Below are 26771 nucleotides of genomic sequence, written 5' to 3' on the forward strand. Positions count from 1 at the left end.
GTACGCCGTCGGCCGGGCGCTCCCGTCAGGGGGCGCCGGCCGGCGACTCGCGCGTCATATCCCTGCCCGGGTGGCGGTCACCTCTTGCGCACGACGACGAAGTCGGCGAGTGCGACGAGCTGTTCGCGCACCCGCTGCGGCATGTCCACGTCGTCCAGCGCGCGGATGGCGATCGCGTGCTGGCGGCGCGCCTCCTCGGCGGTCCACTCGCGCCCGCCCGCCGCCTCGATGAGCGCGGCGCGCGCCGCGAACTCCTCCTCGGAGAAGTTCTCGAAGTCGTTGCTCTTGGCGTCGGCGGCGAGCAGCCGGCCGAGCTCCTCGCACGCGGGACCGCCCGCCGCGAGGGCGGCGACGACCGGCAGGGACTTCTTGCGCTGGCGCAGGTCGCTCCAGGTCTGCTTGCCGGTGGCCTCCGGGTCTCCCCAGATGCCGAGGAGGTCGTCGACGGCCTGGAAGGCGAGGCCGAGGTGGTAGCCGTACTCCTCCAGCTTGTCGGCCGTGCGGTCGTCCGCGCCGCCGAGGACCGCACCGATGGAGACCGCGCAGGCGAGCAGGGCGCCGGTCTTGTTGCCCTCCATCTCCAGGCACTCCTCGACGCTGACGCGCTCGCGGTGCTCGTAGGAGATGTCCTGGGCCTGGCCGTCGATGAGCTTGCGGCTGGCCGTGGTCAGCCGGCGCGTGGCGCGCCCGGCCTCGACGGTGCCGAGCTCCAGCAGGACCTCGTTGGCGAGGGCGAACAGCGCGTCGCCGACGAGGATCGCCAGCGCCGGCCCGTGCACCTTCCACACGGTGTCGCGGTGGCGGCGCTGCTCGTCGCCGTCCATGAGGTCGTCGTGGAGCAGCGAGAAGTTGTGGACGAGTTCGACGGCGACGGCGCCCGGGATGCCGACCTCGGCCGAGGCTCCGGCGGCCTCGGCGGAGAGCAGCGCGAGGGCGGGGCGCACGGCCTTGCCGCCGTCGCCGTCCGCGGCGTTGCCCTGGGCGTCGATCCAGCCGAAGTGGTACGCGGCGACGGTGTCCATGGGCGCCGCCAGCCGGTCGACCGCGGCGCGGAGCACGGGGGTCGACAGCGCGCGGCCGCGCTCCAGCAGTGCGAGCGTGTCCGCCTTCTCGACGCCCGCTCCGGCTGCGCCGTTGCCGGCGTCCGTGCTCTCGACAGCCGGATTCCCCGGGTTCACTGGCTCTCCTCTGTGTCCTGTACGTGCTGCTGCGGTCGTGCTGGTGGTCGTCATGCCGCCTCCTGCAGGGGGTGCTCCCGGTGGCGGCCGAGTGCGGCGAGTGCGGCGTGCGCCGCGCTCAGTCCGCTGCGGACAGCGCCCTCCATGGTCGCGGGCCAACCGGTGGCGGTCCACGCACCGGCGAGGTAGAGGCCCGGCGTGTCGGTCCGCGCCCCGGGGCGCAGCCGGCCGACGCCGGGGGTGGGGGCGAACGTGGCGGTCCGCTCCCGGGTCACGAAGAAGTCCCGTACCTTGGCGCCCCGCGCGGCCGGCAGCAGCCGTTCGAGCTCGGGCAGGTACTTGGCGCGCAGCACCGAGACGGGCTCGTCGATGTCGTCCTGGGCGGCCGACTGGGACAGGGCCAGGTACTGGCCGCCGTCGGGGAGCCCGGAGGAGTCGGTGCGGTCGAACACCCACTGGACCGGGGAGCCGAGCGCGGCGAAGAAGGGCCGCTTGAGCACCTTGCGGTCGTAGACGACGTGGACGTTGAGGATGGGCGCGGTGCCGATGTCCAGGAGCTTGTCCGGGTCGGCGAGGGCGCCGGGCGGCAGCAGGGCGTGCGCCTCGCGCTGCGGGACGGCGAGGACGACGGTGGCGGCGTCGAGGGACTCGCCCTCGGTGTCGACCCGCCAGTTCCCGTCCTGCGTGCGGGAGACGCGGGTGACGCGGGTGCGCAGTTCGGTGCGTACGCCGGCGGAGTCGAGCTGCTTGCGGGCGAGGGTGTCGTGCAGGTCGCCGAGCGGGACGGTGGCCCAGCCGATGTCGGCGGCCCCGTTCTCGGAGAGCAGGCCGGTCTTGAAGACCATGGCGGCCAGGCCCAGCGAGGAGTGGCCGGCGGTGGCGTTGAGGGTGGCGATGCCGACGAGGTCCCACAGGGCCTCGATGGTGCGCGGGCTCTGGCCCTGGCGGCCGAGCCAGGTCGCGAAGTCCACGCCGTCCAGGGCCGGGTCGGCGGGGTCGAGCCGGCGCAGCGCGAGGGCGGCGCGGCCGACGCTCGCCCGCTCGGCGAGCGAGAGGTGCGGGTAGCGGGCGAGGGAGCCCGCGAGGTGCAGGGGTACGGGCAGGGCGCTGCGGCGCAGCCGGCCCAGGCGCGGCCCGGCGGGGTGGGCGACGTCGAGCACGGGGACGTCGAGCCGGTCCTGGACCGGGGCGAGGTGGGCGCCCTCGACGCGGTCGAGGAACCACCGGTAGGCGGTGCAGCAGCGCAGGTAGACGTGCTGGCCGTTGTCGACGGTGAGCTCGCCGCGCTTGAAGGAGAAGGCGAGCCCGCCGAGGCGGGGGCGGCCTTCGAGCAGGGTGACCTCCAGCCCCGCGTCCGCGAGTTCGAGCGCCGCGGTCACGCCGGCGAGCCCGCCGCCGATGACGACGGCGTGCCGTTCGGTCGCGCTCATGCGGCCTCCCCCGTCGTACGCCGACTGCCCGCCGGGGCGGCCGTCCGGGCGGAGCCCGCACGGTGAGACGCGCCGGGCCCCGCCGTGGTTGCCCGCCGGGCGTGCGGCTGCCCGGCGGTCGGCGGCCCGGTGCGGTGCGCCGCCGCGGTGTGCGGCGTCTGCGTCGGGCCCATCAGCTCCGCCTCCGCGTGTTCTGGCGGGAGATGGTGCGGGCGTCGAGGCCCGAGAGGCCGCGCACGGCGACGTACGCCTTCTCGTGCGGGGGCAGCGAGACGCGGCCGCGGAGCACGGCCTCGGGCTCGCGCTCGATGCGGTCGAGCAGCCGCCGGTAGATGCCGGCCATGGCGGCGACGCAGGCGCCGCTGCGCCGGTCGAGCATGGGCAGCAGCCGGTAGCCCTCGATGAACAGGGCGCGGGCGCGCCGCACTTCGTGGTGGACGAGCCCGGCGAAATCGGCCCCGGCGGGCATCCGTTCGCTCCCGAACCCGTCCGAGCAGCCGAACTTGGCGAGGTCCTCGGCGGGCAGGTACGTACGCCCGTTGGCGGCGTCCTCGCGGACGTCGCGCAGGATGTTGGTGAGCTGGAGGGCGAGGCCGAGGGTGTCGGCGTACTCGCCCGCCCGCGCGGCGTCGGCCGCGCCGAGGCCGCCGCTGTTCACGGTGCCGAACACCCCGAGGGAGAGCCGTCCGATGGCCCCGGCCACGCAGCGGCAGTAGACCTTGAGGTCGTCCCAGGTCTCGTAGGTCTCGCCGCGGACGTCCATGAGGACGCCGTCGATGAGCTCGTCGAGCCCGCCGAGCGGGATCGGGAAGCGGTCGGCGGCGTGGGCGAGGGCGACGGCGACCGGGTCGGTGTCGTCCTCGTCGATCTCCTCGGCCCGGATCCGGCCGAGGAGGGTGCGGGTCTCCTCCAGCCGGGCGAACTTCGCCTCGGGGGCCAGGATGCCGTCGCCGATGTCGTCGACGCGCCGGGAGAAGGCGTACAGCGCGGACATCGCCTGCCGCTTGTCGGAGGGCAGCAGCCGGATGCCGTACGCGAAGTTGCGCGCCTGGGAGCCGGTGACGGCCTCGCAGTAGCTGTACGCCGCCAGGACCGCTGCGGACGGTGCGGACGTGTGTGCGGAACCCTCCACGGTCGGGCTCACCCCTTTCTCGGCGCTGTGCGCAGGACGGCGGCCACCTCGCGGAGCAGTCCGCTCCTGGTGGGCTTGGGCGGGCCCGGAAGTACGTCGAATCCGGCGGCGGTGACGGCTCGCAGGGCGGCGCGCCCTCCTCCCACGAAGCCCGCGAGCAGCAGCCGGAGCCTGCCGTGCACGCTACCCACCAGCGGGGTGCCTTCATTCAGCAGGTCCCGGGCGCGCTCCGCCTCGAACGCGACCAGGGAGCGCACGGACGCGCCGGCGCGGTGGGCCTTGAGGTCGGTCTCGGTCACGTGGAAGCGGCTCATGTCCTCGGCCGGGAGGTAGATCCGGTCGCGGCCGAGGTCCTCCGCGACGTCCTGTACGTGTTCGACGATCTGCAGGGCGGTGCACACGGCGTCGGAGCGGCGGATCCGCTCGGGGGTGCTGGTGCCGGTGAGGGACAGCACGAGGCGGCCGACGGGGTTGGCGGAGAGCTCGCAGTACGCGAGGAGGTCGCCGTACGTGGCGTAGCGCGTGACGCGCTGGTCCTGGCGGTTGGCCTCGATGAGTCCGAGGAAGGGCTCGGGGGTGAGGCCGTGGGCGCGGACCACGGGCCGCAGCGCTTGCAGGAGGGGGTGGCGCGGGGAGCCGCCGGGGCCGCCGAAGACACGGTGCAGGTCGGCTTCGAGGGCGTCGAGCATGGCGAGCGGTTCGTCCGCCGCGGCCGGGTCGAGGCCGAGGAGCACGGCGTCGTGTCCGCCGGGGGCGAGGTCGCCGTCGCCGATGTCGTCGACCAGGCGGGCGTACCCGTACACCGCCATGAGCCCGTCGCGCCAGGCGCGCGGGAGGAAGGACGGGGCGACGGGGAAGTTCTCCGAGCGTGCCTTGCCGAGGGTGGCGGACGCCTGCGCCCGGGCGTCGGGGGCTGTGGGGGCCGCGTCCCGCCGTGGCCGGATACCGTGCCCGGGGGTCACCGCCCGCCGCCCGCGCGGGGGACGGCCGTAATGCCTGGGGGCCGGAGAATTCCCGTAGCCATTGCCGTCACGTCTCCCGTTCTACACTGCCGACCCAATACATCCTATTTCGGACACGCCGCCGGACTTTCCCCGGGGTACCCCAGGCCGTTCACCTGCGGGGAATCGTCCCCTCTGGCGTGATTCAGGACTGCTCCAGCTTACGCTGTACAACGCCGCGGCAGCCTCTCGGGTATTCACCCGGCTACCGAATGTCGGCGCGGGCGCGCCCGGGCAAGCCGAAGCCCCCGCCGCGCGGAGCGACGGGGGCCGGCGGGGACCGGGGTCAGGCGCTGGTCGCCTTCTCATAGGCCGAGACGACTTCCTCGGTGGGCCCGTCCATCAGCAGTTCACCCTTCTCCAGCCACAGCACGCGGCTGCAGGTGTCGCGGATGGACTTGTTGTTGTGGCTCACCAGGAAAACGGTTCCGGCGTGCTTGCGCAGTTCGCGGATGCGCTCCTCGGAACGCACCTGGAACTTGCGGTCACCGGTGGCCAGGGCCTCGTCGATCATCAGAACGTCGTGGTCCTTGGCCGCGGCAATGGAAAAGCGCAGGCGTGCCGCCATACCGGAGGAGTACGTGCGCATCGGAAGGGAGATGAAATCGCCCTTGTCGTTGATGCCCGAGAAGTCGACGATGTCGTCGTAGCGCTCCCGGATCTGCTCGCGGCTCATTCCCATCGCGAGACCGCCGAGGACCACGTTGCGCTCACCGGTGAGGTCGTTCATCAGTGCGGCGTTGACACCCAGCAGCGAGGGCTGGCCGTCGGTGTAGACCTTGCCGGACTCGCAGGGCAGCAGGCCCGCGATGGCGCGCAGCAGGGTGGACTTGCCGGAGCCGTTGGAGCCGATGACGCCGATGGCCTCGCCGCGGTACGCCGTGAAGGACACGCCGCGCACGGCGTGGACCCGGCGGACGCCCGGCGCATCTCCCTTGCCCCGGCGCATTATCTTGCTCAGCGCGGCGGTGGCGCTGCCCTTGCCGGACCTGCCGGTGTTGACGCGGTAGACGATGTGCACGTCGTCGGCGATGACGGTGGGGACACTGCCCCGGTTGATCTCAGCCACGGCCGTAACGCTCCTCAGCCTTCCAGAAGTACACGAAACCGCCGAGGCCGATCACGACGGCCCAGCCGACGGCGAAGGCCCAGACGTGCGGCGGCAGGTTCTCCCGGCCGTAGTCGTCGATCATCGCGAACCGGACCAGGTCCATGTAGATCGCAGCCGGGTTCCACTGGAGCACGTCCGAGACCCACTCGGGCACGTGCCGGTCCTTGAGCGCCCCGCTGATCGAGAACATGACGCCCGAGGCGTACATCCACGTACGCGTGATGAACGGCATCAGCTGCGCCAGGTCGGGGGTCTTGGCGCCCATCCGGCCGAAGACCAGCGCGAGGCCGGTGTTGAAGACGAACTGCAGCGCCAGCGTCGGGATGACCAGCAGCCAGGACAGCGTCGGGTAGTTGCCGAAGCCGATCGCGACGATCACCACGACGATCATCGAGTACAGCAGCTGCTGGAGCTGCTGCATCGAGAAGGAGATGGGCAGGGAGGCGCGCGGGAAGTGCAGGGCCCGGACCAGGCCGAGGTTGCCGGGGATGGCCCGGACTCCGGCCATCAGCGAGCTCTGGGTGAAGGTGAAGACGAAGATGCCCGTCACCAGGAAGGGGATGTAGACCCCCTTCTCCATGCCGCGGCCCGCGTTCAGGATCAGACCGAAGATCAGGTAGTACACCAGCGCGTTGAGCAGCGGGGTCGCCACCTGCCAGATCTGGCCGAGCTTGGCGTCGCTGTACTGCGCCATCAGCTTGGCCCGGGAGAACGCCATGATGAAGTGGCGCCGGTCCCAGAGCTGCCGCACGTATTCGGCCAGGGTCGGCCGGGCTCCGCTGACGGACAGGCCGTACTTCCTGGCGAGCTCGGCGGGGCTCAGCCCGGCGTCATCGGACGGCGGCTTGCTCGTGGCGAGGGCGCCATCCTGCTGGGTTGTGTCACTCACAAGTTGAAACTTTCCGTCTTCAAGATGCGGCAGAAGGTGGCATCGGGCCTGGGGCGCTCGGCCCGTGATCATGCATGTCCGGGCACGCGTGTTCCGTGACCACGTATGTTCTCAGACGCGAGCGTGTCAGATCACAGGCGGTCGGCCCAGCCGGGTCAGCCGCCAGACCGTACGCCACTTCATGGGGCGCCGGGGACCGCAGGGAGTGGTCCATCCCTCCTTGAACCCGCCGAACCAGGCCTTGAGCGCCGGTGCCGAGGGCCTGCGCAGGAGCGTCAGCAGGAGCCAGACGCCCAGGTAGACCGGGACCAGCGGGGCGGGCAGGTTGCGGCGGGCGAGCCACACCCGGTTACGAGCCACCATACGGTGGTAGACCGCGTGCCGGGAGGGGGCGGTCGTCGGATGCAGGAGCACCATGTCCGCCCGGTAGTCGATCAGCCACCCCGCGTCGAGTGCGCGCCAGGCGAGATCGGTTTCCTCGTGCGCGTAGAAGAACTCCCCCGGCAACCCTCCGACCTGCTTGAACACCGACGTGCGGACGGCGTTGGCGCCGCCCAGGAAGGTGGTCACGCGGGAGGAGCGCATCGGGTCCGAGGCGCGCAGCCGGGGCACGTGGCGGCGCTGGGTCTCGCCGGACTCCGGATCGGCGATCCGGAAGCTGACGATCCCGAGCCGGGGGTCCTCGGCGAACGCCTGCCGGCACAGCTCGGCGGTGTCGGTGCGCTCCAGCAGCCCGTCGTCGTCGAGGAAGAGCAGGGCGTCGACCTCGCCGCCGCCGGGGCCGAAGGCCTCGATGCCGACGTTGCGGCCGCCGGGGATGCCCAGGTTCTCGGGCAGCTCGACGCAGCGGACGCCCTCGGGGAGCCCGGTGACCCTGACGCCCTGGCCCACGACGACGACCTCGACCGGGTCGCCCTCCTGGCGGGCCACCGAGTCGAGGAGCGCCTTGAGCTCGTCGGGGCGGTTGCCCATGGTGATGATCACGGCGCCCAGCCGCATCCGCGTCGTCACTTGAGCCTGCTGGAGGCCAGGATCGACACCAGGTGCAGCACCGTCTGGAGCATCGCGATGCCGGCCAGCACGGCCACGCCGAGCCGGGTGAAGTACAGGTCGCCGCGCATCTGGTCCACGATCGCCAGCAGCAGGATGAGGAGCGAGGCCTCGATGCCGAGGACGAGCCGGTGGAACTTGAGCGCGGACGCGGCGCGGCGGGCCAGGGCCATGCCGGAGGAGCGCGGCTCGGCGGCGGCCTCGGCGACGGGCTCCTTGCCGGTCTGGTGGCGGGCGACGCCGACCAGGTCGGTCTCGGCCTTGATCAGGATGGCGCCGAGGGCCGCGAGGGTGCCGAGGAACGCCCACAGCCAGTCGATCCGTCCCGTGCCCCACAGGTCGCTGGCGCGCAGGCCGAAGCCGACGAGGACGGCCGCGTCGCACAGGTAGGCGCCGACCCGGTCCAGGTACACGCCGGCCAGGGAGTACTGCTTCTTCCAGCGGGCGACCTCGCCGTCGACGCAGTCGAGCAGCAGGTACATCTGGACCGCCACCACGCCGAGGACGGCGCCCCAGATGCCCGGGATGAGCAGCGCCGGGCAGGCCAGGACACCCGCGAGGGTCATCACGTAGGTCAGCTGGTTGGGCGTGACCTTGGTGTTGACCAGGACCCGGGTGATGCGCAGGGAGATCTCGCGCATGTACAGGCGACCGCCCCAGTGCTCGCCACTGCGCCGGTCCTTGACGCCCGGCGGGTGAACGACGGGCCGGAGTTCAGCTACGGATGGTCTTGGCATAGTCGGCGTACGCGTCCCTGATCTCGGCTGTGGACAGATTGAGGTGCTCCAGGATCGTGAAGCGTCCCGGGCGGGTCTGGGGGGCGTACTCGACGGCCGCGACGAACTCGTCCGCACTGAACCCGATCTCGGCGGGCAGCACGGGCAGGCCGTGACCGCGCAGCGACTCGACGAAGAGCCCGGCCTGCTCGTCGGCGCCGCGCAGGAACATCGCGAAGGCGGCGCCGAGGCCGACCTGCTCCCCGTGGAGCGCGGAGCGCCCGGGGTAGAGCAGGTCGAAGGCGTGGCTGATCTCGTGGCAGGCGCCGGACGCCGGCCGGGTGTCCCCGCTGATCGACATGGCGATGCCGGTGAGCACCAGCGACTCCGCGAGCACGGTGAGGAAGGTGTCGTCGCCGCAGCCGCCGGGGTGGCGCAGGACGGCCTCGCCGGCCGTACGGGCCATGGCGGCGGCCAGGCCGTCCACGGGTTCCCCGGTGATCTTGTGCGAGAGCTCCCAGTCGGCGATGGCCGAGATGTTCGAGAGCGCGTCGCCGATGCCGGAGCGGACGAACCGCACCGGGGCGTCGCGGATCACGTCGAGGTCGATGACCATCGCGATCGGCGTGGGCACGCCGTAGGAGCCGCGGCCGTTGTCGTTGTCCAGCGTGGCCACGGGCGAGCAGATGCCGTCGTGGGCCAGGTTGGTGGCGACGGCGACCATGGGCAGCCCGACGCGCGCCGCGGCGTACTTCGCCACGTCGATGATCTTGCCGCCGCCCAGGCCGACGACGGCGTCGTAGCGACGGCCCTTTATGTCGTCGGCCAGCTTGACGGCGGAGTCGATCGTGCCGTCGGCGACCGGGTACCAGTCGGCGTGCGGCAGTACGGGCTCCAGCTTGGAGCGCAGCTGCCGGCCGGAGCCGCCGCTGATCGCGATCGCCAGCTTGCCGGACGCCGAGATCCGCTGGTCGGCCAGGAGGCCGGCCAGGTCGTCCATGGCGCCGCGGCTGATGTCGACGACGACCGGGGAGGGGATGAGCCTCGTCAGTACTGGCATGCGATCGTCCGGCCCTTGGCGAGGTCGTCGTGGTTGTCGATCTCGACCCACTTGACGTCGCCGATGGGGGCCACGTCGATGACGAAGCCGTCGTTGACGAGCTGCTGGTAGCCGTCCTCGTAGTACAGGTCGGGGTCGCGCTCGAACGTGGTCTTCAGCGCCTCGGCCAGGGCCTCGGCGGCCTCGGGCTCGATGAGGGTGACGCCGATGTACTCGCCGGTGGCGTCGGAGGGCTCCATCAGCTTCGTGATCTTCCGAACACCCTCGGCGCCGTCCACGACGACCTTCATCTCCTCGTCGGCCAGGCTCTTGACCGTGTCGAGGGCGAGGATGATCTTGCGGTCGCCACCGCGGGCGTCCAGCAGGGTCCGCTCGACGGAGACCGGGTGGACGGTGTCGCCGTTGGCGAGGATGACGCCCTGCTTCAGGACGTCACGGGCGCACCACAGGGAGTAGGCGTTGTTCCACTCCTCGGCCTTGTCGTTGTCGATCAGCGTGATCTTGACGCCGTACTTGGCCTCCAGGGCCTCGCGGCGCTCGTACACGGCCTCCTTGCGGTAGCCGACGACGATCGCGACCTCGGTGAGGCCGACCTCGGCGAAGTTGCCGAGGGTGAGGTCCAGCACGGTCAGGCTGTCCTCGGCGCCTTCGGGGCCGACGGGCACGAGGGCCTTGGGCAGGGTGTCGGTGTAGGGACGCAGGCGGCGTCCGGCACCGGCAGCGAGTACAAGGCCGATCATGCTGGTTCTCCTTCGTCATGTACGGCGGGTGCCCCGGAGGAGACCCAGAAACGGATGCTCTCCACGAGCACCACGAGTGCCACGAACACGGCCAGGGCCGTGAGCGCGACGGGGAAGTCCGCGGCGCGCGTCGCCAGGGCGGAGGCCAGGACCGCGGTCAGCAGGACCCGGCCGTCGTGACCGCCGATCGTCCACACCAGCCACCGCGGGGGCGCACCCGATCCGCCGCGGATGCGGTAGACCGTGTCGTAGTGATGGTAGGCGACCGCCGCGACCAGTCCGAATGCCGCGGGAAGGGCCCCGGGCACGTCCGCCTTGGCGGCGAGGATCAGCACGGTGGTGTACTCGGCGGCCCGGAAGACGGGCGGGACGAGCCAGTCGAGGGCGCCCTTGAGGGGGCGGGCGACGGCCGCTCCGGCGAGCACGGCGTAGAACGCGGCGGCGATGATCACCTGGCGGGCGCCGAACTCGTACGCCCAGGCCGTCCACAGCAGGGCCACCGACCCGATCACGGCGGCGGCGATGCCGGCCCCGGGGGCCATCCGGCCCACGACCCGGCCGGCGAGCTCGGCGACCGGGCCGGAGTCGGCGAGGTCGGCCAGCGCCTGTGCGGCGCGGTCGGTCCTCTTCGCCTTGCGGGTCAGCGAGCGCAGCACGCGGCCGGCGGTGGTGTAGAGGGCACCGAAGGCGCAGCCGACGAGCAGGGCGTAGAAGACGATCCTGGGGGTGGTGGCCGCGGTGAGCACCGCGATCATGGCCCAGCGCTCGCCGATCGGCAGGATGATCATCCGCCGGACCCAGACCGTCCAGCCGACGCTGTCGAGCTTGTCGGACAGGGCCGCCGTGGGGCTCGTGTTGGCGGTGGCGTCGTGGTTGGCCTCGTTGAAGGCGAAGTCCACGACGTGGCGGCAGGTCATGAGGATCATCGCGCCGAGCGCGAGGGCCCACACGTCGTCGCCGTTACGGGCCGCGCCCAGCGCGAGGCCCGCGTAGAAGGAGTACTCCTTCGCGCGGTCGAAGGTGGCGTCGAGCCAGGCGCCCATCGTCGAGTACTGGAGCGAGTAGCGGGCGAGCTGCCCGTCCGTGCAGTCCAGTACGAAGGAGACGAGGAGCAGCACGCCGGCCGCGATGTAGCCGCCCCGCTCGCCGGTGGCGGCGCAGCCGGCCGCGATCAGCGCGGTGATCAGGGAGGCGGTGGTGACCTGGTTCGGCGTCAGGCCGCGGCGCGCGCACCAGCGGGCGATGTAGCGCGAGTACGGGCTGATGAAGAAGGTGGTGAAGAACCCGTCGCGGGACTTCACGGCGGTGCGCAGGCGTACGGCCTCGTCGTCCACGGCGGCGACGGCGGCGTCCGCCGCGGCGCGCTCGGCGCCGGTGGCGGGGACGGCGGCGACCAGGGTGCCGAGCTCGGGGTGCTGGACGGTGGTCCCGGCGGCCTCGACGGCGGCCGCGAGCCGGTCCGCGTACGGGCCCTCTCCCTGCGCCGGGAGGGCCGCGGCCTTGTCCAGGGCCGCGCGGGCGGCGGGCTGGACGGCGAAGGCGCCGGTCACCGCGCAGGCGTCGAAGCGCGGATCGGTCAGTGCGAGCCGCAGGGCGTGGACGTGTCCGACGAAGGCGCTGTCGACGACGGCCACCCGCTGGTCGGCGGGAACGCCGGCCAGCACCGCGGCGGCCTCCTCGGGACCCGCAGCCGGGCGGACGTCGAAGCCGAGGGAGCGCAGCTCGTCGGTGAGCGGTGATCCGGGGACCGGCAGGCCGGTGAGGATGACGGTCGACAGACGGACTCACTCCTTGCAGCGAAACACTGGACGGGCGCCCCGGGCGGGGGCGGCGGCACGTCGGCAGAGGCTATCGGATGAATGGAAGCGGGCATTCACCACCCGTTTACTCCCCGATAAGCCGAATATCGCGGGGCTGCGGGCCCCGGCGCGATCATCATTGACGATCGCGGCGCCCTATCACAAACCCGGGGTGCGACAGCGCCGTACCCCGCCGCTTACCACGCCGCACGGGCGGACATGCGCAGATGGCCGAAGTGGGGACAAGCCTCTTTTGTACGGCAGACTGAAGGCCGAAGTCCGAAGCGAAGGATGGGTATGCCGACCACACCAGCCACCGCCGCGAACACCGCGTCCCCCGGCACCGGCACTCAGGAACCGATCATGCTCGAACTGGTCGATGAGTCCGGCAACACCATCGGCACGGCGGAGAAGCTCTCCGCCCATCAGGCGCCCGGTCTGCTGCACCGGGCCTTCTCCGTGTTCCTCTTCGACGAGCAGGGCCGCCTGCTGCTCCAGCAGCGCGCCCTCGGGAAGTACCACTCCCCCGGCGTCTGGTCGAACACCTGCTGCGGTCACCCCTATCCCGGGGAGTCGCCGTTCGCGGCCGCGGCCCGGCGGACCCACGAGGAGCTGGGTCTGTCGCCCTCGCTGCTCGCGGAGGCGGGAACCGTGCGCTACAACCACCCGGACCCCGCGTCGGGCCTGGTGGAGCAGGAGTACAACCACCTTTTCGTGGGACTCGCGCAGTCCCGGCCGCAGCCCGATCCGGAGGAGGTCGGGGACACCGCGTTCGTGACCGCCGAGGAGCTGGCCAAGCGGCATGCCGAAGCGCCGTTCTCCGCCTGGTTCATGACCGTGCTCGACGCGGCCAGGCCCGCGATCCGCGAACTGACCGGGGATGCCGCGGGCTGGTAGTCCGTACCGGTGTGCCGGGCGCACCCGGCGCCCGTACGCCGCCTCAGAGCGCGGGTGCGGCGAGCGGCAGGGCCGCCCAGATGACCTTGCCGCCCGTCGAGGTGTGCTCGACGTCGCAGACCCCGCCGGATTCCCGCGTGACCTCGCGCACCAGGAGCAGGCCGCGTCCGCCGGTCTGGCCGAAATCCGCCTCCAGGGCCTTGGGGCGGTACGGGTGGTTGTCCTCGACCGCCACCCGTACCCATTCCCGGCCGATGGCGACCTCGACCGCGACCTGGGGCGAGAGCAGGGCCGCGTGCCGGACCGAGTTCGTCACCAGTTCGGAGACGATCAGCAGCAGCGAGTACACGAGGTCCCGGTCGGCCGGGACGCCCTGGCGGCCGAGCAGGTCGCGCACGGCCCGGCGGGCCTGCGGAACGGATTCTTCTACAGCGGGCACGGTGAACCGCCACACGCCCTCGTACGCGAGGGGGTCGGCCGGGGCCGACGCCGGCTCGCCCTCCTTGGCTGGCGGGACGCTCCCGCTGACATCCATCTCCCGGCCCCCGTCTTCACGCTCGATCGTCTCCACGCGTCAAGAGTGGGGAGCGGACTGGTCCGGACCGGACCCCTGACCAGAAGTCAGCGTCAATCGGACGCTTTCTGACCGTTGGCGTATGACAGCGTCAGTTGTGCGACCGTTCTTGATCTTCTGTGGGACCCTTCTCGGCCGCGCTGTCCGGCCCGCTCCCGGCGGCGGCGCCCGCCGGGAGCTCGTCTTCCCTGACCAAGCCCAGAATGCGCCGGGCGCCCATGCCCAGGACGATCAGGCTCAGCCCGTCGAACAGCAGGGCGAGCGAGAAGAAGGTTCCGATCACGTAGAGACTGCTGCTCGGCCAGTTGGCGAGGACCAGGAAGCCCAGCAGGATGCCGAAGGCGCCCTGGACCAGGTTGACCCACAGGTTCGTCCCGCGCACCACCAGGCCGCCCACCAGCCGGAACAGCCCGCCGATGAGGAAGAGCAGCGCGGCGAACATGGTCAGCGCCTCGGCGCTCGCCTCGGGCCGGCGCAGGATCACGAAGCCGGCGGCGATGTTGATCGAGGCGACGACGACGGCGAGCCAGAAATGGTTGGTCTTGCGGGACTGGAACGCCTGGACCAGGCCCACCAGACCGCCGGCGAGCAGCAGCCAGCCGAAGAGGAACATCGTGGTCAGGGTGGCGAAGGAGGCGTAGAACAGGCCGACCAGGCCGGCCGCCACCAGGAGCACCCCGAGCGCGGCCAGCAGCCCGAAGCTGCGCCCCAGCCGCTTCGTGTCCTTGGCCCGGGCCTCGACCGGGGAAGCGGCCCCGGAACGGTCTGCGCCCATGGTCGTGCCACCTTTCAGCACCCGCCGGACGGACTCCCCCGATCATAGGATCGGCCGGCCGGGATAGCATCCGGCGCATGGACGCAGCCCTCCTGCACACCGTCGCCGACGGGGTCGCCACGGTCGTCATCTCGCATCCCGCCAAGCGCAACGCCATGACGGCGGCGATGTGGCGCGCGCTCCCGGAGGTGCTGGACGCGCTCGCGGCCGATCCGGCCGTACGGGTGCTCGTCCTGACCGGGGCCGGACCGACCTTCTGCGCGGGGGCCGACATCTCCTCGCTGACCGGGGACGAGGACCCGCAGGCCCTGGCAGTGGCGGCCGAGGAGGCCCTTGCCGCCTTCCCCAAGCCGACGCTCGCGGCGATCCGCGGGTTCTGCGTGGGCGGCGGCAGCCAGCTGGCGGCGGCCTGCGATCTGCGCTTCGCGGAGGAGGGGGCCTCCTTCGGGGTGACCCCGGCGAAGCTGGGCATCGTCTACCCCGCGTCCTCGACCCGCCGGCTGGCCGCGCTGGTCGGCCCCGCGGTGGCCAAGTACCTGCTCTTCTCGGCGGAGCTGATCGACGCGGAGCACGCGCTGCGGGCCGGCTTCCTGAACGAGCTGCTGCCGGCCGGGCAGCTGGACAAGCGGGTGGCGGACTTCGCCCGCGTGCTGACCACCCGTTCGCAGCTGACGCAGGCGGCGGCCAAGGAGTTCACGAACGGGCGGACGGACCGGGACGCCCACTGGGCGCGGCAGGCGGCCGACAGCGGCGACACCGCGGAGGGTGTCGCCGCGTTCCTGGAGCGGCGTACGCCGTCGTTCGACTGGACCACCGCGCCGGCGGCCGGGCCGGCGACCGCGGCCGCGAGGGAGCGGACTACCGGGCGCCTGGCGGAGTGACCGCGCGCAGCCGTGCCACGATCTCGGCCGGGGCCTTGTCGGGCGAGCCGGCGTCGTAGGGCGGCTGGGGGTCGTACTCGGTCATCAGCTGGACGGTCTGGGCGTACTCGTCGCCGGCGATCCGGCCGAGGAGGCCGAGGCCCATGTCGATGCCGGAGGACACCCCGGCGGCGGTGACGTACTTCCCGTCGTACACGACGCGCTCGCCGGTGGGCTCGGCGCCGAAGGCGGGCAGCCGGTCCAGGTAGAGCCAGTGGCTCGTGGCCCGGCGCCCCTTGAGCAGCCCGGCGGCGGCCAGCAGGAGCGAGCCGGTGCAGACCGAGGTGGTCCAGGTGGTGGTGGCGTCGACGGCGCGCAGCCAGTCGAGGACGGCGGGGTTCTCCATCTCCAGCTCGGTGTGGGGACCACCGGGCACGATGACGATGTCCGGCCGGGTCACCTCGTCGAGCCCCTTGTCGGCGACGAGCGCGAGCGCCCCGCTGTCGGTCCGCACCGGGCCGGGCCGCTCCGAGACGAACACGACCTCGGCGCCGGACAGCCGCCCGAGGGTGTCGAAGGGCCCGATCGCGTCGAGCGCGGTGAACCGGTCGTAGAGCAGGACTGCGATCTGCATGGTTCCTCCAGAGTGGTGGTGTGCCTACTGAGCTGGTGGTGTGCCTACTGAGCGGTGGTCTGCGTGCGGTCCGAGCCGAAGCGCCGCCGGTATTCGGCCGGGGGCTGGCCCAGCGTCTTCACGAAGGCCCGGCGCAGGGCCTCCGGGGTGCCGTAGCCGCTGGCGCGGGAGATCTCGGCGATCCCGTCCCCGGTGTCCTCCAGGAGGCGCCGCGCGTGCTCCACGCGGACCCGCTCCACATAGCGGCCGGGCGTGACCCCCGTCTCCTGCCGGAAAGCGCGCGCGAAGTGCCGCGGTGAGAGCCGCGCCCGCGCCGCCAGGGCCTCCACGCCGAGGTCCGCGTCCGGATGCTCCGTGATCCACTGCTGCACCTCCCGCAACGGATCCCGCTGCGCGGTCTGCGCCGCCAGCTGGGCGCTGAACTGGGCCTGGTTGCCGGGCCTGCGCAGGAACACCACCAGGTGCCGCGCGATGCGCAGCGCGAGCTCCCGTCCGTGGTCCTCCTCCACGAGGGCCAGCGCGAGGTCGATCCCGGCCGTGACCCCGGCCGAGGTGGCGACCGGGCCGTCCCGTACGTAGATCGGGTCCGGTTCGACGGTCACCCGCGGGTAGTCCCGGGCCATCCGCTCGCACGCGTACCAGTGCGTCGTCGCCCTCCGCCCGTCCAGCAGCCCGGCCTCGGCCAGCAGCAGCCCGCCCGTGCAGACGGACACCAGCCGTTCCGCGCCGCTCCCGTACGTGCGGAGCCACTCGGTCAGCCGGGGCTCGAAGTCCCCCCGGTACTGCCCGCCCGGCACCAGCAGGGTGGTGCCCGCTCCCGGCCGCGCGCTCTCCAGGTCCCCGTCCGGCACCAGCGTGAGCCCGCTGCTCGTCCGTACGGGCGCCCCGCCCGGGGAGACCGTGCGGATCGCGTACCCGTGCCCTGCCCGGCCCGGGAAGCGGCCGACGGCTGCGAACACCTCCACGGGCCCGGTCACGTCCAGGCTCTGCACGCCGTCATAGAGGACGACCAGCACGTTCGGCAACGTCATGACCCCATGGTGTGACGCGGCGCCCATGGCCGCAATGACGCTCATCCCACCTTTACGGCCATGCCGTGCCGCGCGGATAGGATCGACGGACCATGACTGCAACCCTCGTCGCCAAGAACCTCACCGCCGCGCACGGTGAGCGCACGCTCTTCGCCGATCTCGACCTCGTCGTCGCCCCCGGCGACGTCATCGGCCTCGTCGGCGTCAACGGCGCCGGGAAGTCCACCCTGCTGCGCCTGCTCGCCGGCCTGGACACCCCCGAGACCGGTGAGCTGCGGCTCTCCCCGCCCACCGCCGCCGTCGGCCACCTGCCCCAGGAGCCGGAGCGGCGCCCGGAAGAGTCCGTACGGGACTTCCTGGCCCGCCGGACGGGCGTCGCGGCCGCCCAGGCGGCACTGGACGCGGCGACCCAGGGCCTGGTCGACGGGACCCCGGGAGCGGACGACGCGTACGGGACGACCCTGGACCAGTGGCTGAACCTCGGCGGCGCCGACCTCGACGAGCGCGCCCAGGAGGTCGCCGACGAGCTCGGGCTGGCCGTGAGCCTGGACCTGCCGATGACCGCGCTCTCCGGCGGCCAGGCGGCCCGCGCGGGCCTCGCCTCGCTGCTGCTCTCGCGCTACGACGTCTTCCTGCTCGACGAGCCGACCAACGACCTGGACCTGGAGGGTCTGGAGCGCCTGGAGCGGTTCGTGAAGGGCCTGCGCGCGGGCACGGTCGTCATCAGCCACGACCGCGAGTTCCTGACCCGGACCGTCACGAAGGTCCTCGAACTCGACCTGGCGCAGCAGCAGATCAACCTCTACGGCGGCGGCTACGACGCCTATCTGGAGGAGCGCGAGCGGGCCCGTACGCACGCCCGCGAGGAGTTCGACGAGTACGCGGGCAAGAAGGCGGCTCTGGAGGGCCGCGCCCAGATGCAGCGCAACTGGATGGACAAGGGCGTGCGCAACGCCCGCCGCAAGGCCGGCGACAACGACAAGATCGGCAAGAACCTGCGCGGCGAGTCCAGCGAGAAGCAGGCCGCCAAGGCCCGCCAGACGCAGCGTGCCATCGAGCGGCTCGACGTCGTCGACGAGCCCCGCAAGGAGTGGGAGCTGCGCATGGAGATCGCGGCGGCGCCGCGCTCCGGCTCGGTCGTCGCCACCCTGAACGAGGCCTCCGTGCGGCGCGGGGACTTCGCCTTCGGCCCGGCCAGCCTGCAGATCGACTGGGCCGACCGGGTGGCGATCACCGGCGCCAACGGCGCGGGCAAGTCCACGCTGCTGGCCGTGCTCCTCGGGCGGCTGGTGCCCGACTCCGGTGCGGCCACGCTCGGTTCGGGGGTACTGGTCGGCGAGGTGGACCAGGCGCGCGGGCTCTTCCTCGGGGACGAGCCGCTGCTGGAGGCCTTCTGCGCGGCGGTACCGGACACCGAGCCGGCCGAAGTGCGGACCCTGCTGGCCAAGTTCGGCCTGAAGGCGGCGCACGTGCTGCGCCCGGCGGCCACGCTCTCCCCCGGCGAGCGCACCCGGGCGGCCCTGGCGCTGCTCCAGGGCCGCGGGGTGAACCTGCTGGTGCTGGACGAGCCCACGAACCACCTGGACCTGCCCGCGATCGAACAGCTGGAGTCGGCGCTGGACGCGTACGAGGGCACCCTGCTGCTCGTCACCCACGACCGCCGGATGCTGGACGCGGTGCACGTGACCCGCCGCCTGGAGGTCGCGGACGGCAAGGTCACCGAGCTCTAGGTCACATTCCCCGGGCCGTCATTGCTCTGGCGCCCGCCGCTTGCGGGCCATCCGTTCGGCCACGAAGCCGCGCGGCAGGTGCCGGACGGCGAGCGCGTACGCCTGGTAGCGCCGGCCGGTGATGCTCACCGGTCGGCGCAGGGCCAGGTCCCGCAGGGCCTTGGCCACCACGGCCTCGGGCTCCAGCCACACCGCCTCGCGCAGGGAGCTGACGTCCATTCCGGCGCGCGCCTGGAACTCGGTGCGGGTGAAGCCCGGTACCACCGCCAGCACCCGGACCCCGTACGGCTCCATGTCCACCCGCAGGGATTCGCTGAACGCGGTGATCCAGGCCTTGGCGGCCCCGTACGTCCCGGTCGGCAGCAGTCCGGCCACCGAGGACACGTTGACCACCGCGCCCCGGCGGCGTTCGCGCAGCCCCGGCAGGAGGGCGTGGGTGAGCCGCAGCGGGACCTTCACCAGCAGGTCGAGCAGCCGCTCCTCGTCCTCGACCGGGCTGTACGGGAAGGGCGCGGGCAGCCCGAAGCCCGCGTTGTTGACCAGGATGTCCACGGGCCGCTCCCGGTCCGCGAGCCGCTCGGCGACGGCCGTGCAGCCGTCCGCTTCCAGCAGGTCGGCGGGCAGCACCTCGCTGGCCGTGCCGAACTCCCGGCCGAGTTCCCGGGCCACTGCTTCGAGGCGCTCCTTGTCGCGGGCGACCAGGACGAGTTCACAGCCCTTGGCCGCGAAGCCGCGGGCGAAGGCGGCGCCCAGTCCGGCACTGGCCCCGGTGATCAGAACGGTGGTCACGAGAGGTCACTTCCTTACGGGGTGTGCGGGCGCTGCGGGGTCGGGGGCAGCGGGGTGAAGTCCGTGGTCGACGGCGATCCGTAGGCCTGGGCCACGTCGACGAGGAACCGGACCTCGTCGTCGAGGTCGCCGCCCTCGGCGGAGGTCTGCATCGCGGCGGGCAGCTCCCACGCCGCGTCCTCCCCCGGCTGCCCGGGCCGGCCGGCCAGCTTCGCCTGCCGCGCCTCCTTCAGTACGCAGGCCAGCGCGGCCGCGGTGCGACGCTGCTCGGGTATCCCGTGCCCGGTGACATGGCTGCGGGCCAGCTCCGGGACGCCCGGGGCGACGTACTCGCCGAGGATCAGCATCGCGTCACGGGTCTCGATCACCTTGCGGTACACCAGCAGGTTGCGCGGGACGGGCGGCCACAGCAGCTCCACGACCCGGCCGGCCCGCGGCTTGGTGAGGGCGACGTGCGGGACGGCCTGGACCAGGTCGTGCCACAGCGGCCACAGCCGCCAGGCGGTGGCGATGTCGGAGCTCGTGCGGCGCAGCGTGAACAGGGTGGGCACGAGGATCGCGGCGGCCCGCAGCAGTCCGTGGAGGTTCATCATCAGCGGCAGGGCGGGCATCGCCCAGGTGCTGGCGAACAGGGCCTTGAGCAGGTACGCGAACCAGAACAGGCCGGCGAGCGCGGTGCCGAGGCCGAACAGCCGCAGTCCGGCGGCCAGTCCCCGGCTCTCGGTGCGCCGGCTGTAGCGCCAGCAGAGGGCGACGCAGGTGGTGTTGGCGAGCAGGTGCGCGGAGATCAGGAGCAGCCAGTACGCGAGGGAGGGCACCGGGCCGCCCTGCGCCGGAATGGTGTGCGCGGTGTGCGCGGGGGCGGCCGTGTCCAGCACGACGAGGGTGGTCAGCCAGGCCGCCGTGCCGGTCCAGGAGGCGAGTTGGAGGATCCGGCCGCCGGTGGCGGCGGCGACGAAGTAGAGCACGGTGCCGGCGGACAGCACGCCTATGAGGTTGCGGACGAGGCCGACGGAGTGCGCGTAGTGCGGGTCGCGCATCGCGTACGTGACGACGTCGGGGAGGTTCAGGGTCATCGCGGCGGCGGCGGTCGCGACGGCCAGCCACAGGCCGCGCTGTTGCGGGGAACGCAGGGCCGCCGGGGCGCGGAGCAGGACCGCTGCCCAGAGGCAGACGACGCTGGGCACGGCGAGCGAGTCGCCGAAGGCGGTGAGGTCAGCGGCGTCCATGGCTCCCCCGCCCGTAGCCCATGGCGGATTCCAGCCACGCGAGGGTGGAGCGGGGTGCGGTGGCCGACTGCGGGCAGGGGCCCGTCGTGCGGATGCGGATCATGCTGGCCAGCATTTCCGCTTCCTGCTCCTGGCTCGTGGTGTAGTTGGTGCGCCCGAGGACGATGGGGACCTGTCCGTCGTTGTCCTCGGCCTCCAGGGAGTTGTGGCCGAACAGGATGTGCCCGAGTTCGTGGAGCACGATGTGCTCGCGGTGCAGCGCGGTGGTCTGGGCCTCGTAGAACACGAAGTCGACGCTGTCGGTGCCCACCCACAGCCCGCAGACCCCGGATTCCGAGGCCTCCTTGGGGAGCGGGTGGAGATGGATGGGGCGGCCCCGCTGCTCGGCGATCCGGTTGCACAGCCCCTCGATGGAGAAGGGATGTGTCAGCTCCAGATGGCCGAGAATCTTCTCGCACCGTTTACGGAGGCTGGGTTGCGAGTGGGGCATGTGATCCCTCTTCGGACCCTTTCGCGGGCAGCGTCGGTAGGCGTGCGTGGGCGTGGGCATGGCGTCCTGTGCCTTCAAGGCGGCCTCGGGGAGTGGGGTCCTGAGGGGAGAAACGGAAGCCCGTTCACCACTCGGCGAACGGGCGTTCCACCATGCCTACAGATCTTGTACGGGAATTCGCAAGGTGTGCGCCCAGGTGGGGTGCCTATTCGGCCATCCCCGCACGTACCCGGCGGACACGTGTGCCTCAGCGCCCCCGGCGCTCCTCGGGGCCGCCGGTGAGGCCGGCGCGGCGCAGGGCGTCGGCCATCGCGCTGTTGGCGGGGGCCGGGGATCCGCTGCCGCCCTGACCGCCCTGGCGCTGGCCGCCGCCCTGGCGCTGGCCGCCCTGGCGCTGCCCGCTCTGGCGCTGCCCGCCGCCGCCCTGGCCGCGAGCCTGTCCGCCCTGGCCCTGGCCCTGGCCCTGGCCTTGCCCCTGGCCGCCTTGACCACCGCCGCGCTGCTGCGGGGGACGGCCGCCGCCGCGCCGCTCCTGTCGGTCCTCGCGCTGCCGCGGAGCGCCGCCCGCCGTGCGGTCGGCCTCGTCCTCCAGCCGCAGGGTCAGCGAGATCCGCTTGCGCGGGATGTCCACGTCCAGGACCTTCACACGGACGATGTCGCCCGGCTTGACCACGTCCCGCGGGTCCTTGACGAAGTTCTTCGACAGCGCCGAGACGTGGGCCAGCCCGTCCTGGTGGACGCCGATGTCGATGAACGCGCCGAACGCGGCCACGTTCGTGACCACGCCCTCCAGGATCATCCCGGGCGCCAGGTCGCCGATCTTCTCCACGCCCTCCTTGAAGGTGGCCGTCTTGAAGGCCGGGCGCGGGTCGCGGCCCGGCTTCTCCAGCTCGCGCAGGATGTCCGTGACGGTCGGCAGGCCGAAGGCCTCGGTGACGAACTGCTCCGGCCGCAGCGAGCGCAGCACGCCCGTGTTGCCGATCAGCGCCGCCACGTCACTGCCTGCCGTCTTGGCCATGCCCCGGACCAGCGGGTACGACTCGGGGTGCACGCTGGAGAGGTCCAGCGGGTCGTCCCCGCCGCGGATCCGCAGGAAGCCCGCGCACTGCTCGTACGCCTTCGGGCCGAGCCTGGCCACGTCCTTGAGCGCCTTGCGGCTGCGGAAGGGGCCGTTGTCGTCGCGGTGGGCCACGATGTTCTCGGCGAGCCCGCCGCTGATGCCCGACACCCGCGAGAGCAGCGGGGCGGAGGCGGTGTTGACGTCGACGCCGACGCCGTTCACACAGTCCTCGACCACGGCGTCGAGCGAGCGCGAGAGCTTCACCTCGGAGAGGTCGTGCTGGTACTGGCCGACGCCGATCGACTTGGGGTCGATCTTGACGAGCTCGGCGAGCGGGTCCTGCAGGCGGCGGGCGATGGACACCGCGCCGCGCAGCGACACGTCCATGTCCGGCAGTTCCTGCGAGGCGAAGGCCGAGGCCGAGTACACGGAGGCGCCCGCCTCGGACACCATCACCTTGGTGAGCTTCAGCTCGGGGTGGCGGGTGATGAGGTCCCCCGCCAGCTTGTCGGTCTCGCGCGAGGCCGTGCCGTTGCCGATGGCGATCAGCTCGACCGCGTGCTCCTCGGCGAGGCGGGCCAGCTTGGCGAGGGACTCGTCCCACTTGTTGGCGGGCACGTGCGGGTAGATCACGTCGGTGGCGACGACCTTGCCGGTGGCGTCCACGACGGCGACCTTCACGCCGGTGCGGAAGCCCGGGTCGAGGCCGAGCGTGGCCCGGGTGCCGGCCGGGGCGGCGAGCAGCAGGTCGCGCAGGTTGGCCGCGAAGACGCGTACGGCCTCGTCCTCCGCGGCGGCGCGCAGCCGCATCCGCAGGTCGATGCCGAGGTGCACCTGGATCTTCGTCCGCCAGGCCCAGCGGACCGTGTCGGCCAGCCACTTGTCGCCGGGGCGGCCGCGGTCGTTCACCCCGAAGCGGCGGGCGACCATGCCCTCGTACGTGGACGGGCCGGGGGTCTCGCCCGGCTCCTCGGGCTCCAGGGTCAGGTCGAGCACGTCCTCCTTCTCGCCGCGCAGCATGGCGAGCACGCGGTGGGAGGGCAGCGCCGTGAACGGCTCGGCGAAGTCGAAGTAGTCGGCGAACTTGGCGCCCGCCTCCTCCTTGCCCTCGCGGACCTTCGCGGCGAGCCGGCCGCGGCCCCACATGCGCTCGCGCAGCTCGCCGATCAGGTCGGCGTCTTCGCCGAAGCGCTCGGTCAGGATGGCGCGGGCGCCCTCCAGGGCGGCCGCCGGATCGGCGACGCCCTTGTCGGCGTCGACGAACGCGGCCGCCGCGGCGGCCGGTTCCACCGTCGGGTCGGCCAGCAGGCCGTCGGCGAGCGGCTCCAGGCCGGCCTCGCGGGCGATCTGCGCCTTGGTGCGCCGCTTGGGCTTGAACGGGAGGTAGATGTCCTCCAGCCGGGCCTTGGTGTCGGCCGCGTTGATCCGGGCCTCCAGCTCGGCGTCGAGCTTGCCCTGCTCCCGTACGGAGTCCAGGATCGCCGCGCGCCGGTCCTCCAGCTCGCGCAGGTACCGAAGCCGCTCCTCAAGGGTGCGCAGCTGGGCGTCGTCGAGCATCTCGGTCGCTTCCTTGCGGTAGCGCGCGATGAACGGCACGGTGGAGCCGCCGTCGAGCAGCTCGACGGCGGCCTTGACCTGCCGCTCCCGTACGCCGAGCTCCTCGGCGATCCTGCCTTCGATGGACATCGTCACGATCGGGTCCCGCCTGCCTTCGTTTGCCGGAAGGCTGCCAATTGTGGCAGGTGGCGGTGACGGGGGCCGGGAGCCCCGCGCCCGGGCCGTTCTCCGGGCCGTTCTCCGGGCCGTGCCCGAGCCCGTGCCCGGGCCCGCGTCAGACCCCTGCCGGGCCCGCGTCAGGCTCGCGCCGGGCCCGCGTCAGGCCCGCGTCAGGCCTTGCCGAAGGCGTCCGCGGGGAAGGCTCCGGCGGTGACGGCCTTGACGACGAATCCACCGCCGAGCTCGGCGAGGCGGGCCAGGCCCTCGGCGCCCAGGTGCTCGTAGGGGGCGGCGTCGAGGCGGTCGGTGTCGGCTTCCAGGCGCTCGCGTACGGCCCCGCCCTCCTCGGTGAGTTCGCCTTCGGCGTCGAGGAGCCCGCGCTCGCGCAGCCGGTCGGCGGCGGCGTCGAGGTCGGACTGCTCCCAGCCGCGGATGGCCTTGATCCACTTGGGGGTCATGCCGCGGCCGGTGGCGGTGTGGCTGACCAGCGCCTCCAGCGGGTCCAGTCCGGCGAGCAGCAGGGCGGCGAGGTGGCCGTCGCCGCGGTGCTCGCGCAGCAGGGTGGTGGCGTGCCAGAGGCGCAGGTGCGGCTCCTCGGGTACGGGGAGGTCGGCGTGGGCGGCGTAGAGGGGCCGGGCGTGCCGGGTGCAGCCCTCGGCGGCGCGCAGGGCGAGGTCGGCGGCCTCGGCGAGTTCGGGGGATGCGACGGCCTCGTCGCCGAGGAGCCGGCGCAGGGTGCTGTCGGCGGCGCGCAGGCGGGCGTCCAGGGCCTGTTCGGGGGTGATCGTGTCCCAGACGGCGGGCAGGTGCCGGGCGACGAAGTCGTGGCGGTAGTTGTAGAAGGTGGCGGTGACCGTGCCGGGCCCGACGGCGCCCATGGCGGCGGAGCGGGAGGCGAGGTTGACGGCGGGCCGCTCGGTGACGCCGAGGGCGGCGAACTCCTTGCCCAGGTCGGGAGAGAAGTAGATGGTCGCGTGCAGCGGGTTGATCGCCGCATGCCAGCAGTTACGGGCGGCGCGCGCAGGATTCGTCATGCCGGTCAGATTACCGACCGCTCAGTATGCCGGGTAGGCCGAGTCCCGGCCGCCCCGCGCACGATCCGGCCGACCTCCGGTTTCCGGCCTTCTTCCGCGCGCCCCGGCGGCGGATGAGGGCCGGTCAGGTACCCCAACGCGGCTCATCGGGGCGGTGATCCGGGGGTACGGCCCCCCGGCCCTGTGACGGCCGAATGGCGATCGTGTGACACCGGGGCCATGGACATGACGTGGCGCGGCGGTCCTGAATACGGTCGGACGACAAGCCGTTGACCAGAACTGCCTCCCTACCCCTTGGAGCTCTTCGTGCACCGCAAAGTCATCGCCCCGAGCGTCCTCGCCGCCTCCCTCCTGCTGGTGATCCCGGCGTCGGCGGCGAGTTCGGTCCAAGGGGCCCCGGGTATCGGCGACCCCTACTACCCGGCCAGCGGCAACAGCGGGTACGACGTGTCGCACTACGACCTGCGCCTGCAGTACCAGCCCAAGACGGACCTGCTGGAGGGCACCGCCACCCTCCTGACCACCGCCAGGCAGGACCTGTCCCGCTTCAACCTGGACTTCGGACTGAAGGTCAGCGAGATCCGGGTCAACGGCGCCAAGGCCAGGTTCGCCACGTCCGGGGACCACGAGCTGGAGGTGACCCCCGCCCAGGTGCTGAAGAAGGACACCCCGGCGTCGGTCGTCGTCAAGTACGCCGGGAAGCCCTCGGAGTTCAAGATCGACGGCTGGTCGGCCTGGCAGCGCACCCCGGACGGCGGGATCGCGGCGCAGGAGCCCGACTCGGCCGTCTGGTGGTTCCCGAGCAACGACCACCCGCTCGACAAGGCCACCTTCGACATCTCCGTCAACGTTCCCGACGGCACCCAGGCCATCAGCAACGGCGTGCTCCAGTCCCAGAGTTCCCGGCTGGGCTGGACCCGGTACAACTGGCGCTCGAACAAGCCGCAGGCCACGTACCTCGCCACCCTCGCCATCGGCAAGTTCGACGTCACCACCGGCACGACGGCGAGCGGGCTGCCGATCCTCAACGCGTACAGCAAGGACCTCGGCGACAACGCGGGCGCGGCGCGCGCGAGCGTGGAGCGGACCGGCGAGGTCGCCGAGTGGCTGGAGGGGGTCTTCGGGCCGTACCCCTTCAACGCCGTCGGCGGGTACGTGCCCAACGTGCCCTCCAGCTTCGCCCTGGAGACGCAGACCCGGCCCTTCTACAGCCCGAAGCAGTTCGCGAACGGCGCCAACGTCTCGGTGGTCGTGCACGAGCTGGCCCACCAGTGGTACGGCGACAGCGTCTCCGTCGACGGCTGGAAGGACATCTGGATCAACGAGGGCTTCGCCCGGTACAGCCAGTGGCTGTGGTCGGAGAAGGAGGGCGAGGGCACCGCGCAGGAGCTCGCGGACTGGACGTACGCACTGCGCGCCGCGGACGACCCGTTCTGGCAGGTCAAGCCGGGCGACCCGGGTCCGGACAACCAGTTCCACGGAGCCGTGTACGACCGTGGCGCGATCGCCCTGCAGGCGCTGCGCAACGAGCTCGGCGACGAGACGTTCTTCAAGATCCTCAAGGGCTGGCCCACCGAGCGCGCCTACGGCAACGCCAAGGTCGGGGACTTCGTCCGGTACGCGGAGAAGATCTCGAACAAGCCCCTCGCCCAGCTCTTCGAGACCTGGCTGTACACCCCGGGCAAGCCCGCCTTCGCCCCGCCGGCCGCCGCGGCCAAGACCGCCCGGTCCCTCCGGGCCCCCGCCGCGAAGCCGGTGGAGCCCAAGTCCTGGAAGAAGATCGCCGAGACGAACACGATCCACGAGCACTGAGCCGCGCGTACGAGGCTCCGCGCGCCGGCGCCCC

At 72.4% G+C, this 26771-nt stretch carries 24 protein-coding genes; 4 read left to right on the top strand and 20 right to left on the bottom strand.

Going from position 1 to position 26771, the window contains the following annotated elements; genetic code table 11:
- Positions 1–77 precede the first annotated feature (77 nt).
- The 11 genes from ACFYXV_RS07945 to ACFYXV_RS07995 all read right to left on the bottom strand — a co-directional run bounded on the left by ACFYXV_RS07945 (position 78) and on the right by ACFYXV_RS07995 (position 12085).
- Entirely contained in the window at positions 78–1178 is a 1101-nt protein-coding gene (locus ACFYXV_RS07945) for a polyprenyl synthetase family protein (protein WP_385474610.1), read from the bottom strand.
- A 50-nt stretch (positions 1179–1228) separates the two neighbouring features.
- A complete protein-coding gene (hpnE, locus tag ACFYXV_RS07950; RefSeq protein WP_385474612.1) occupies positions 1229–2608 on the bottom strand; it encodes a hydroxysqualene dehydroxylase HpnE in 1380 nt (459 codons plus the stop codon).
- A gap of 172 nt (positions 2609–2780) precedes the next feature.
- Positions 2781–3752: a presqualene diphosphate synthase HpnD gene (gene hpnD / locus ACFYXV_RS07955; protein ID WP_385474614.1), complete on the bottom strand. Its 972-nt coding sequence runs from the start codon at positions 3750–3752 to the stop codon at positions 2781–2783.
- Positions 3749–4684, bottom strand: coding sequence for a squalene synthase HpnC (gene hpnC / locus ACFYXV_RS07960; protein ID WP_389382471.1), 936 nt, complete (start codon positions 4682–4684; stop codon positions 3749–3751). Before hpnC ends, hpnD begins: the two co-directional genes overlap by 4 nt.
- 343 nt (positions 4685–5027) lie before the next feature.
- Complete coding sequence (locus tag ACFYXV_RS07965; protein ID WP_048474981.1) at positions 5028–5810, bottom strand: ABC transporter ATP-binding protein; 783 nt, start codon at positions 5808–5810, stop codon at positions 5028–5030.
- Positions 5803–6741 carry an ABC transporter permease gene (locus ACFYXV_RS07970; RefSeq protein WP_389382329.1) on the bottom strand — a complete coding sequence of 313 codons (939 nt, stop codon included), beginning with the start codon at positions 6739–6741 and terminating at the stop codon, positions 5803–5805. Before ACFYXV_RS07970 ends, ACFYXV_RS07965 begins: the two co-directional genes overlap by 8 nt.
- A gap of 126 nt (positions 6742–6867) precedes the next feature.
- Complete coding sequence (locus ACFYXV_RS07975; protein ID WP_383338721.1) at positions 6868–7740, bottom strand: glycosyltransferase family 2 protein; 873 nt, start codon at positions 7738–7740, stop codon at positions 6868–6870.
- 8 nt (positions 7741–7748) lie between these two features.
- The gene (locus ACFYXV_RS07980; protein WP_383338479.1) at positions 7749–8528 is read right to left on the bottom strand and encodes a CDP-alcohol phosphatidyltransferase family protein; all 780 of its coding nucleotides are present in this window, start codon (positions 8526–8528) and stop codon (positions 7749–7751) included.
- Positions 8506–9567 (bottom strand): iron-containing alcohol dehydrogenase family protein, encoded by a 1062-nt coding sequence (locus tag ACFYXV_RS07985; protein WP_385474620.1) that lies wholly within the window; start codon positions 9565–9567, stop codon positions 8506–8508. The genes ACFYXV_RS07980 and ACFYXV_RS07985 overlap by 23 nt, the downstream gene beginning before the upstream one ends.
- A complete protein-coding gene (locus ACFYXV_RS07990) occupies positions 9555–10307 on the bottom strand; it encodes a sugar phosphate nucleotidyltransferase (protein ID WP_385474622.1) in 753 nt (250 codons plus the stop codon). The genes ACFYXV_RS07985 and ACFYXV_RS07990 overlap by 13 nt, the downstream gene beginning before the upstream one ends.
- On the bottom strand, positions 10304–12085 hold the full coding sequence (locus ACFYXV_RS07995; RefSeq protein WP_389382472.1) for a DUF5941 domain-containing protein: 1782 nt from the start codon (positions 12083–12085) through the stop codon (positions 10304–10306). Before ACFYXV_RS07995 ends, ACFYXV_RS07990 begins: the two co-directional genes overlap by 4 nt.
- A gap of 318 nt (positions 12086–12403) precedes the next feature.
- Between ACFYXV_RS07995 and idi the strand changes: the two genes are divergently transcribed.
- Positions 12404–13003 (top strand): isopentenyl-diphosphate Delta-isomerase, encoded by a 600-nt coding sequence (idi, locus tag ACFYXV_RS08000; RefSeq protein ID WP_366101972.1) that lies wholly within the window; start codon positions 12404–12406, stop codon positions 13001–13003.
- Positions 13004–13046: 43 nt separating this feature from the next.
- Here the strand turns inward: idi and ACFYXV_RS08005 are convergent, their stop codons facing one another.
- Together ACFYXV_RS08005 and ACFYXV_RS08010 are read right to left on the bottom strand one after the other, a co-directional pair.
- Complete coding sequence (locus ACFYXV_RS08005) at positions 13047–13538, bottom strand: ATP-binding protein (RefSeq protein WP_389382473.1); 492 nt, start codon at positions 13536–13538, stop codon at positions 13047–13049.
- A 130-nt stretch (positions 13539–13668) separates the two neighbouring features.
- Positions 13669–14352: an HdeD family acid-resistance protein gene (locus ACFYXV_RS08010; RefSeq protein ID WP_385474624.1), complete on the bottom strand. Its 684-nt coding sequence runs from the start codon at positions 14350–14352 to the stop codon at positions 13669–13671.
- Positions 14353–14429: 77 nt separating this feature from the next.
- On the opposite strand from ACFYXV_RS08010, the gene ACFYXV_RS08015 reads away from it, so the two are divergent.
- Positions 14430–15233, top strand: coding sequence for an enoyl-CoA hydratase/isomerase family protein (locus tag ACFYXV_RS08015; RefSeq protein WP_389382330.1), 804 nt, complete (start codon positions 14430–14432; stop codon positions 15231–15233).
- Here ACFYXV_RS08015 and ACFYXV_RS08020 read toward each other — a convergent pair.
- Positions 15211–15846 carry a DJ-1/PfpI family protein gene (locus ACFYXV_RS08020; protein ID WP_385474628.1) on the bottom strand — a complete coding sequence of 212 codons (636 nt, stop codon included), beginning with the start codon at positions 15844–15846 and terminating at the stop codon, positions 15211–15213. The two genes, ACFYXV_RS08015 and ACFYXV_RS08020, sit on opposite strands and share 23 nt — an antisense overlap.
- 44 nt (positions 15847–15890) lie before the next feature.
- Positions 15891–16877 carry a GlxA family transcriptional regulator gene (locus ACFYXV_RS08025; protein WP_385474630.1) on the bottom strand — a complete coding sequence of 329 codons (987 nt, stop codon included), beginning with the start codon at positions 16875–16877 and terminating at the stop codon, positions 15891–15893.
- A 92-nt stretch (positions 16878–16969) separates the two neighbouring features.
- Between ACFYXV_RS08025 and ACFYXV_RS08030 the strand changes: the two genes are divergently transcribed.
- Complete coding sequence (locus ACFYXV_RS08030; RefSeq protein WP_385474632.1) at positions 16970–18607, top strand: ABC-F family ATP-binding cassette domain-containing protein; 1638 nt, start codon at positions 16970–16972, stop codon at positions 18605–18607.
- A gap of 18 nt (positions 18608–18625) precedes the next feature.
- Here the strand turns inward: ACFYXV_RS08030 and ACFYXV_RS08035 are convergent, their stop codons facing one another.
- From ACFYXV_RS08035 to ACFYXV_RS08055, 5 genes are all read right to left on the bottom strand, one after another.
- Positions 18626–19396, bottom strand: coding sequence for an SDR family NAD(P)-dependent oxidoreductase (locus tag ACFYXV_RS08035; RefSeq protein WP_385835679.1), 771 nt, complete (start codon positions 19394–19396; stop codon positions 18626–18628).
- A 14-nt stretch (positions 19397–19410) separates the two neighbouring features.
- Positions 19411–20625, bottom strand: coding sequence for an MAB_1171c family putative transporter (locus ACFYXV_RS08040; protein WP_389382331.1), 1215 nt, complete (start codon positions 20623–20625; stop codon positions 19411–19413).
- Positions 20612–21115 carry a hypothetical protein gene (locus tag ACFYXV_RS08045; protein WP_385474637.1) on the bottom strand — a complete coding sequence of 168 codons (504 nt, stop codon included), beginning with the start codon at positions 21113–21115 and terminating at the stop codon, positions 20612–20614. Before ACFYXV_RS08045 ends, ACFYXV_RS08040 begins: the two co-directional genes overlap by 14 nt.
- Positions 21116–21362: 247 nt before the next feature.
- Positions 21363–23867, bottom strand: a complete 2505-nt coding sequence (locus ACFYXV_RS08050; protein ID WP_389382332.1) for a Tex family protein — start codon at positions 23865–23867, stop codon at positions 21363–21365.
- A gap of 194 nt (positions 23868–24061) precedes the next feature.
- Positions 24062–24925: a hypothetical protein gene (locus ACFYXV_RS08055; RefSeq protein ID WP_385474641.1), complete on the bottom strand. Its 864-nt coding sequence runs from the start codon at positions 24923–24925 to the stop codon at positions 24062–24064.
- A 306-nt stretch (positions 24926–25231) separates the two neighbouring features.
- Between ACFYXV_RS08055 and ACFYXV_RS08060 the strand changes: the two genes are divergently transcribed.
- Positions 25232–26737: a M1 family metallopeptidase gene (locus tag ACFYXV_RS08060; RefSeq protein WP_389382333.1), complete on the top strand. Its 1506-nt coding sequence runs from the start codon at positions 25232–25234 to the stop codon at positions 26735–26737.
- Positions 26738–26771 lie beyond the last annotated feature (34 nt).

Origin of the sequence: Streptomyces sp. NPDC002181, assembly GCF_042890485.1 — a bacterium.
Taxonomy (GTDB): Bacteria; Actinomycetota; Actinomycetes; order Streptomycetales; family Streptomycetaceae; genus Streptomyces.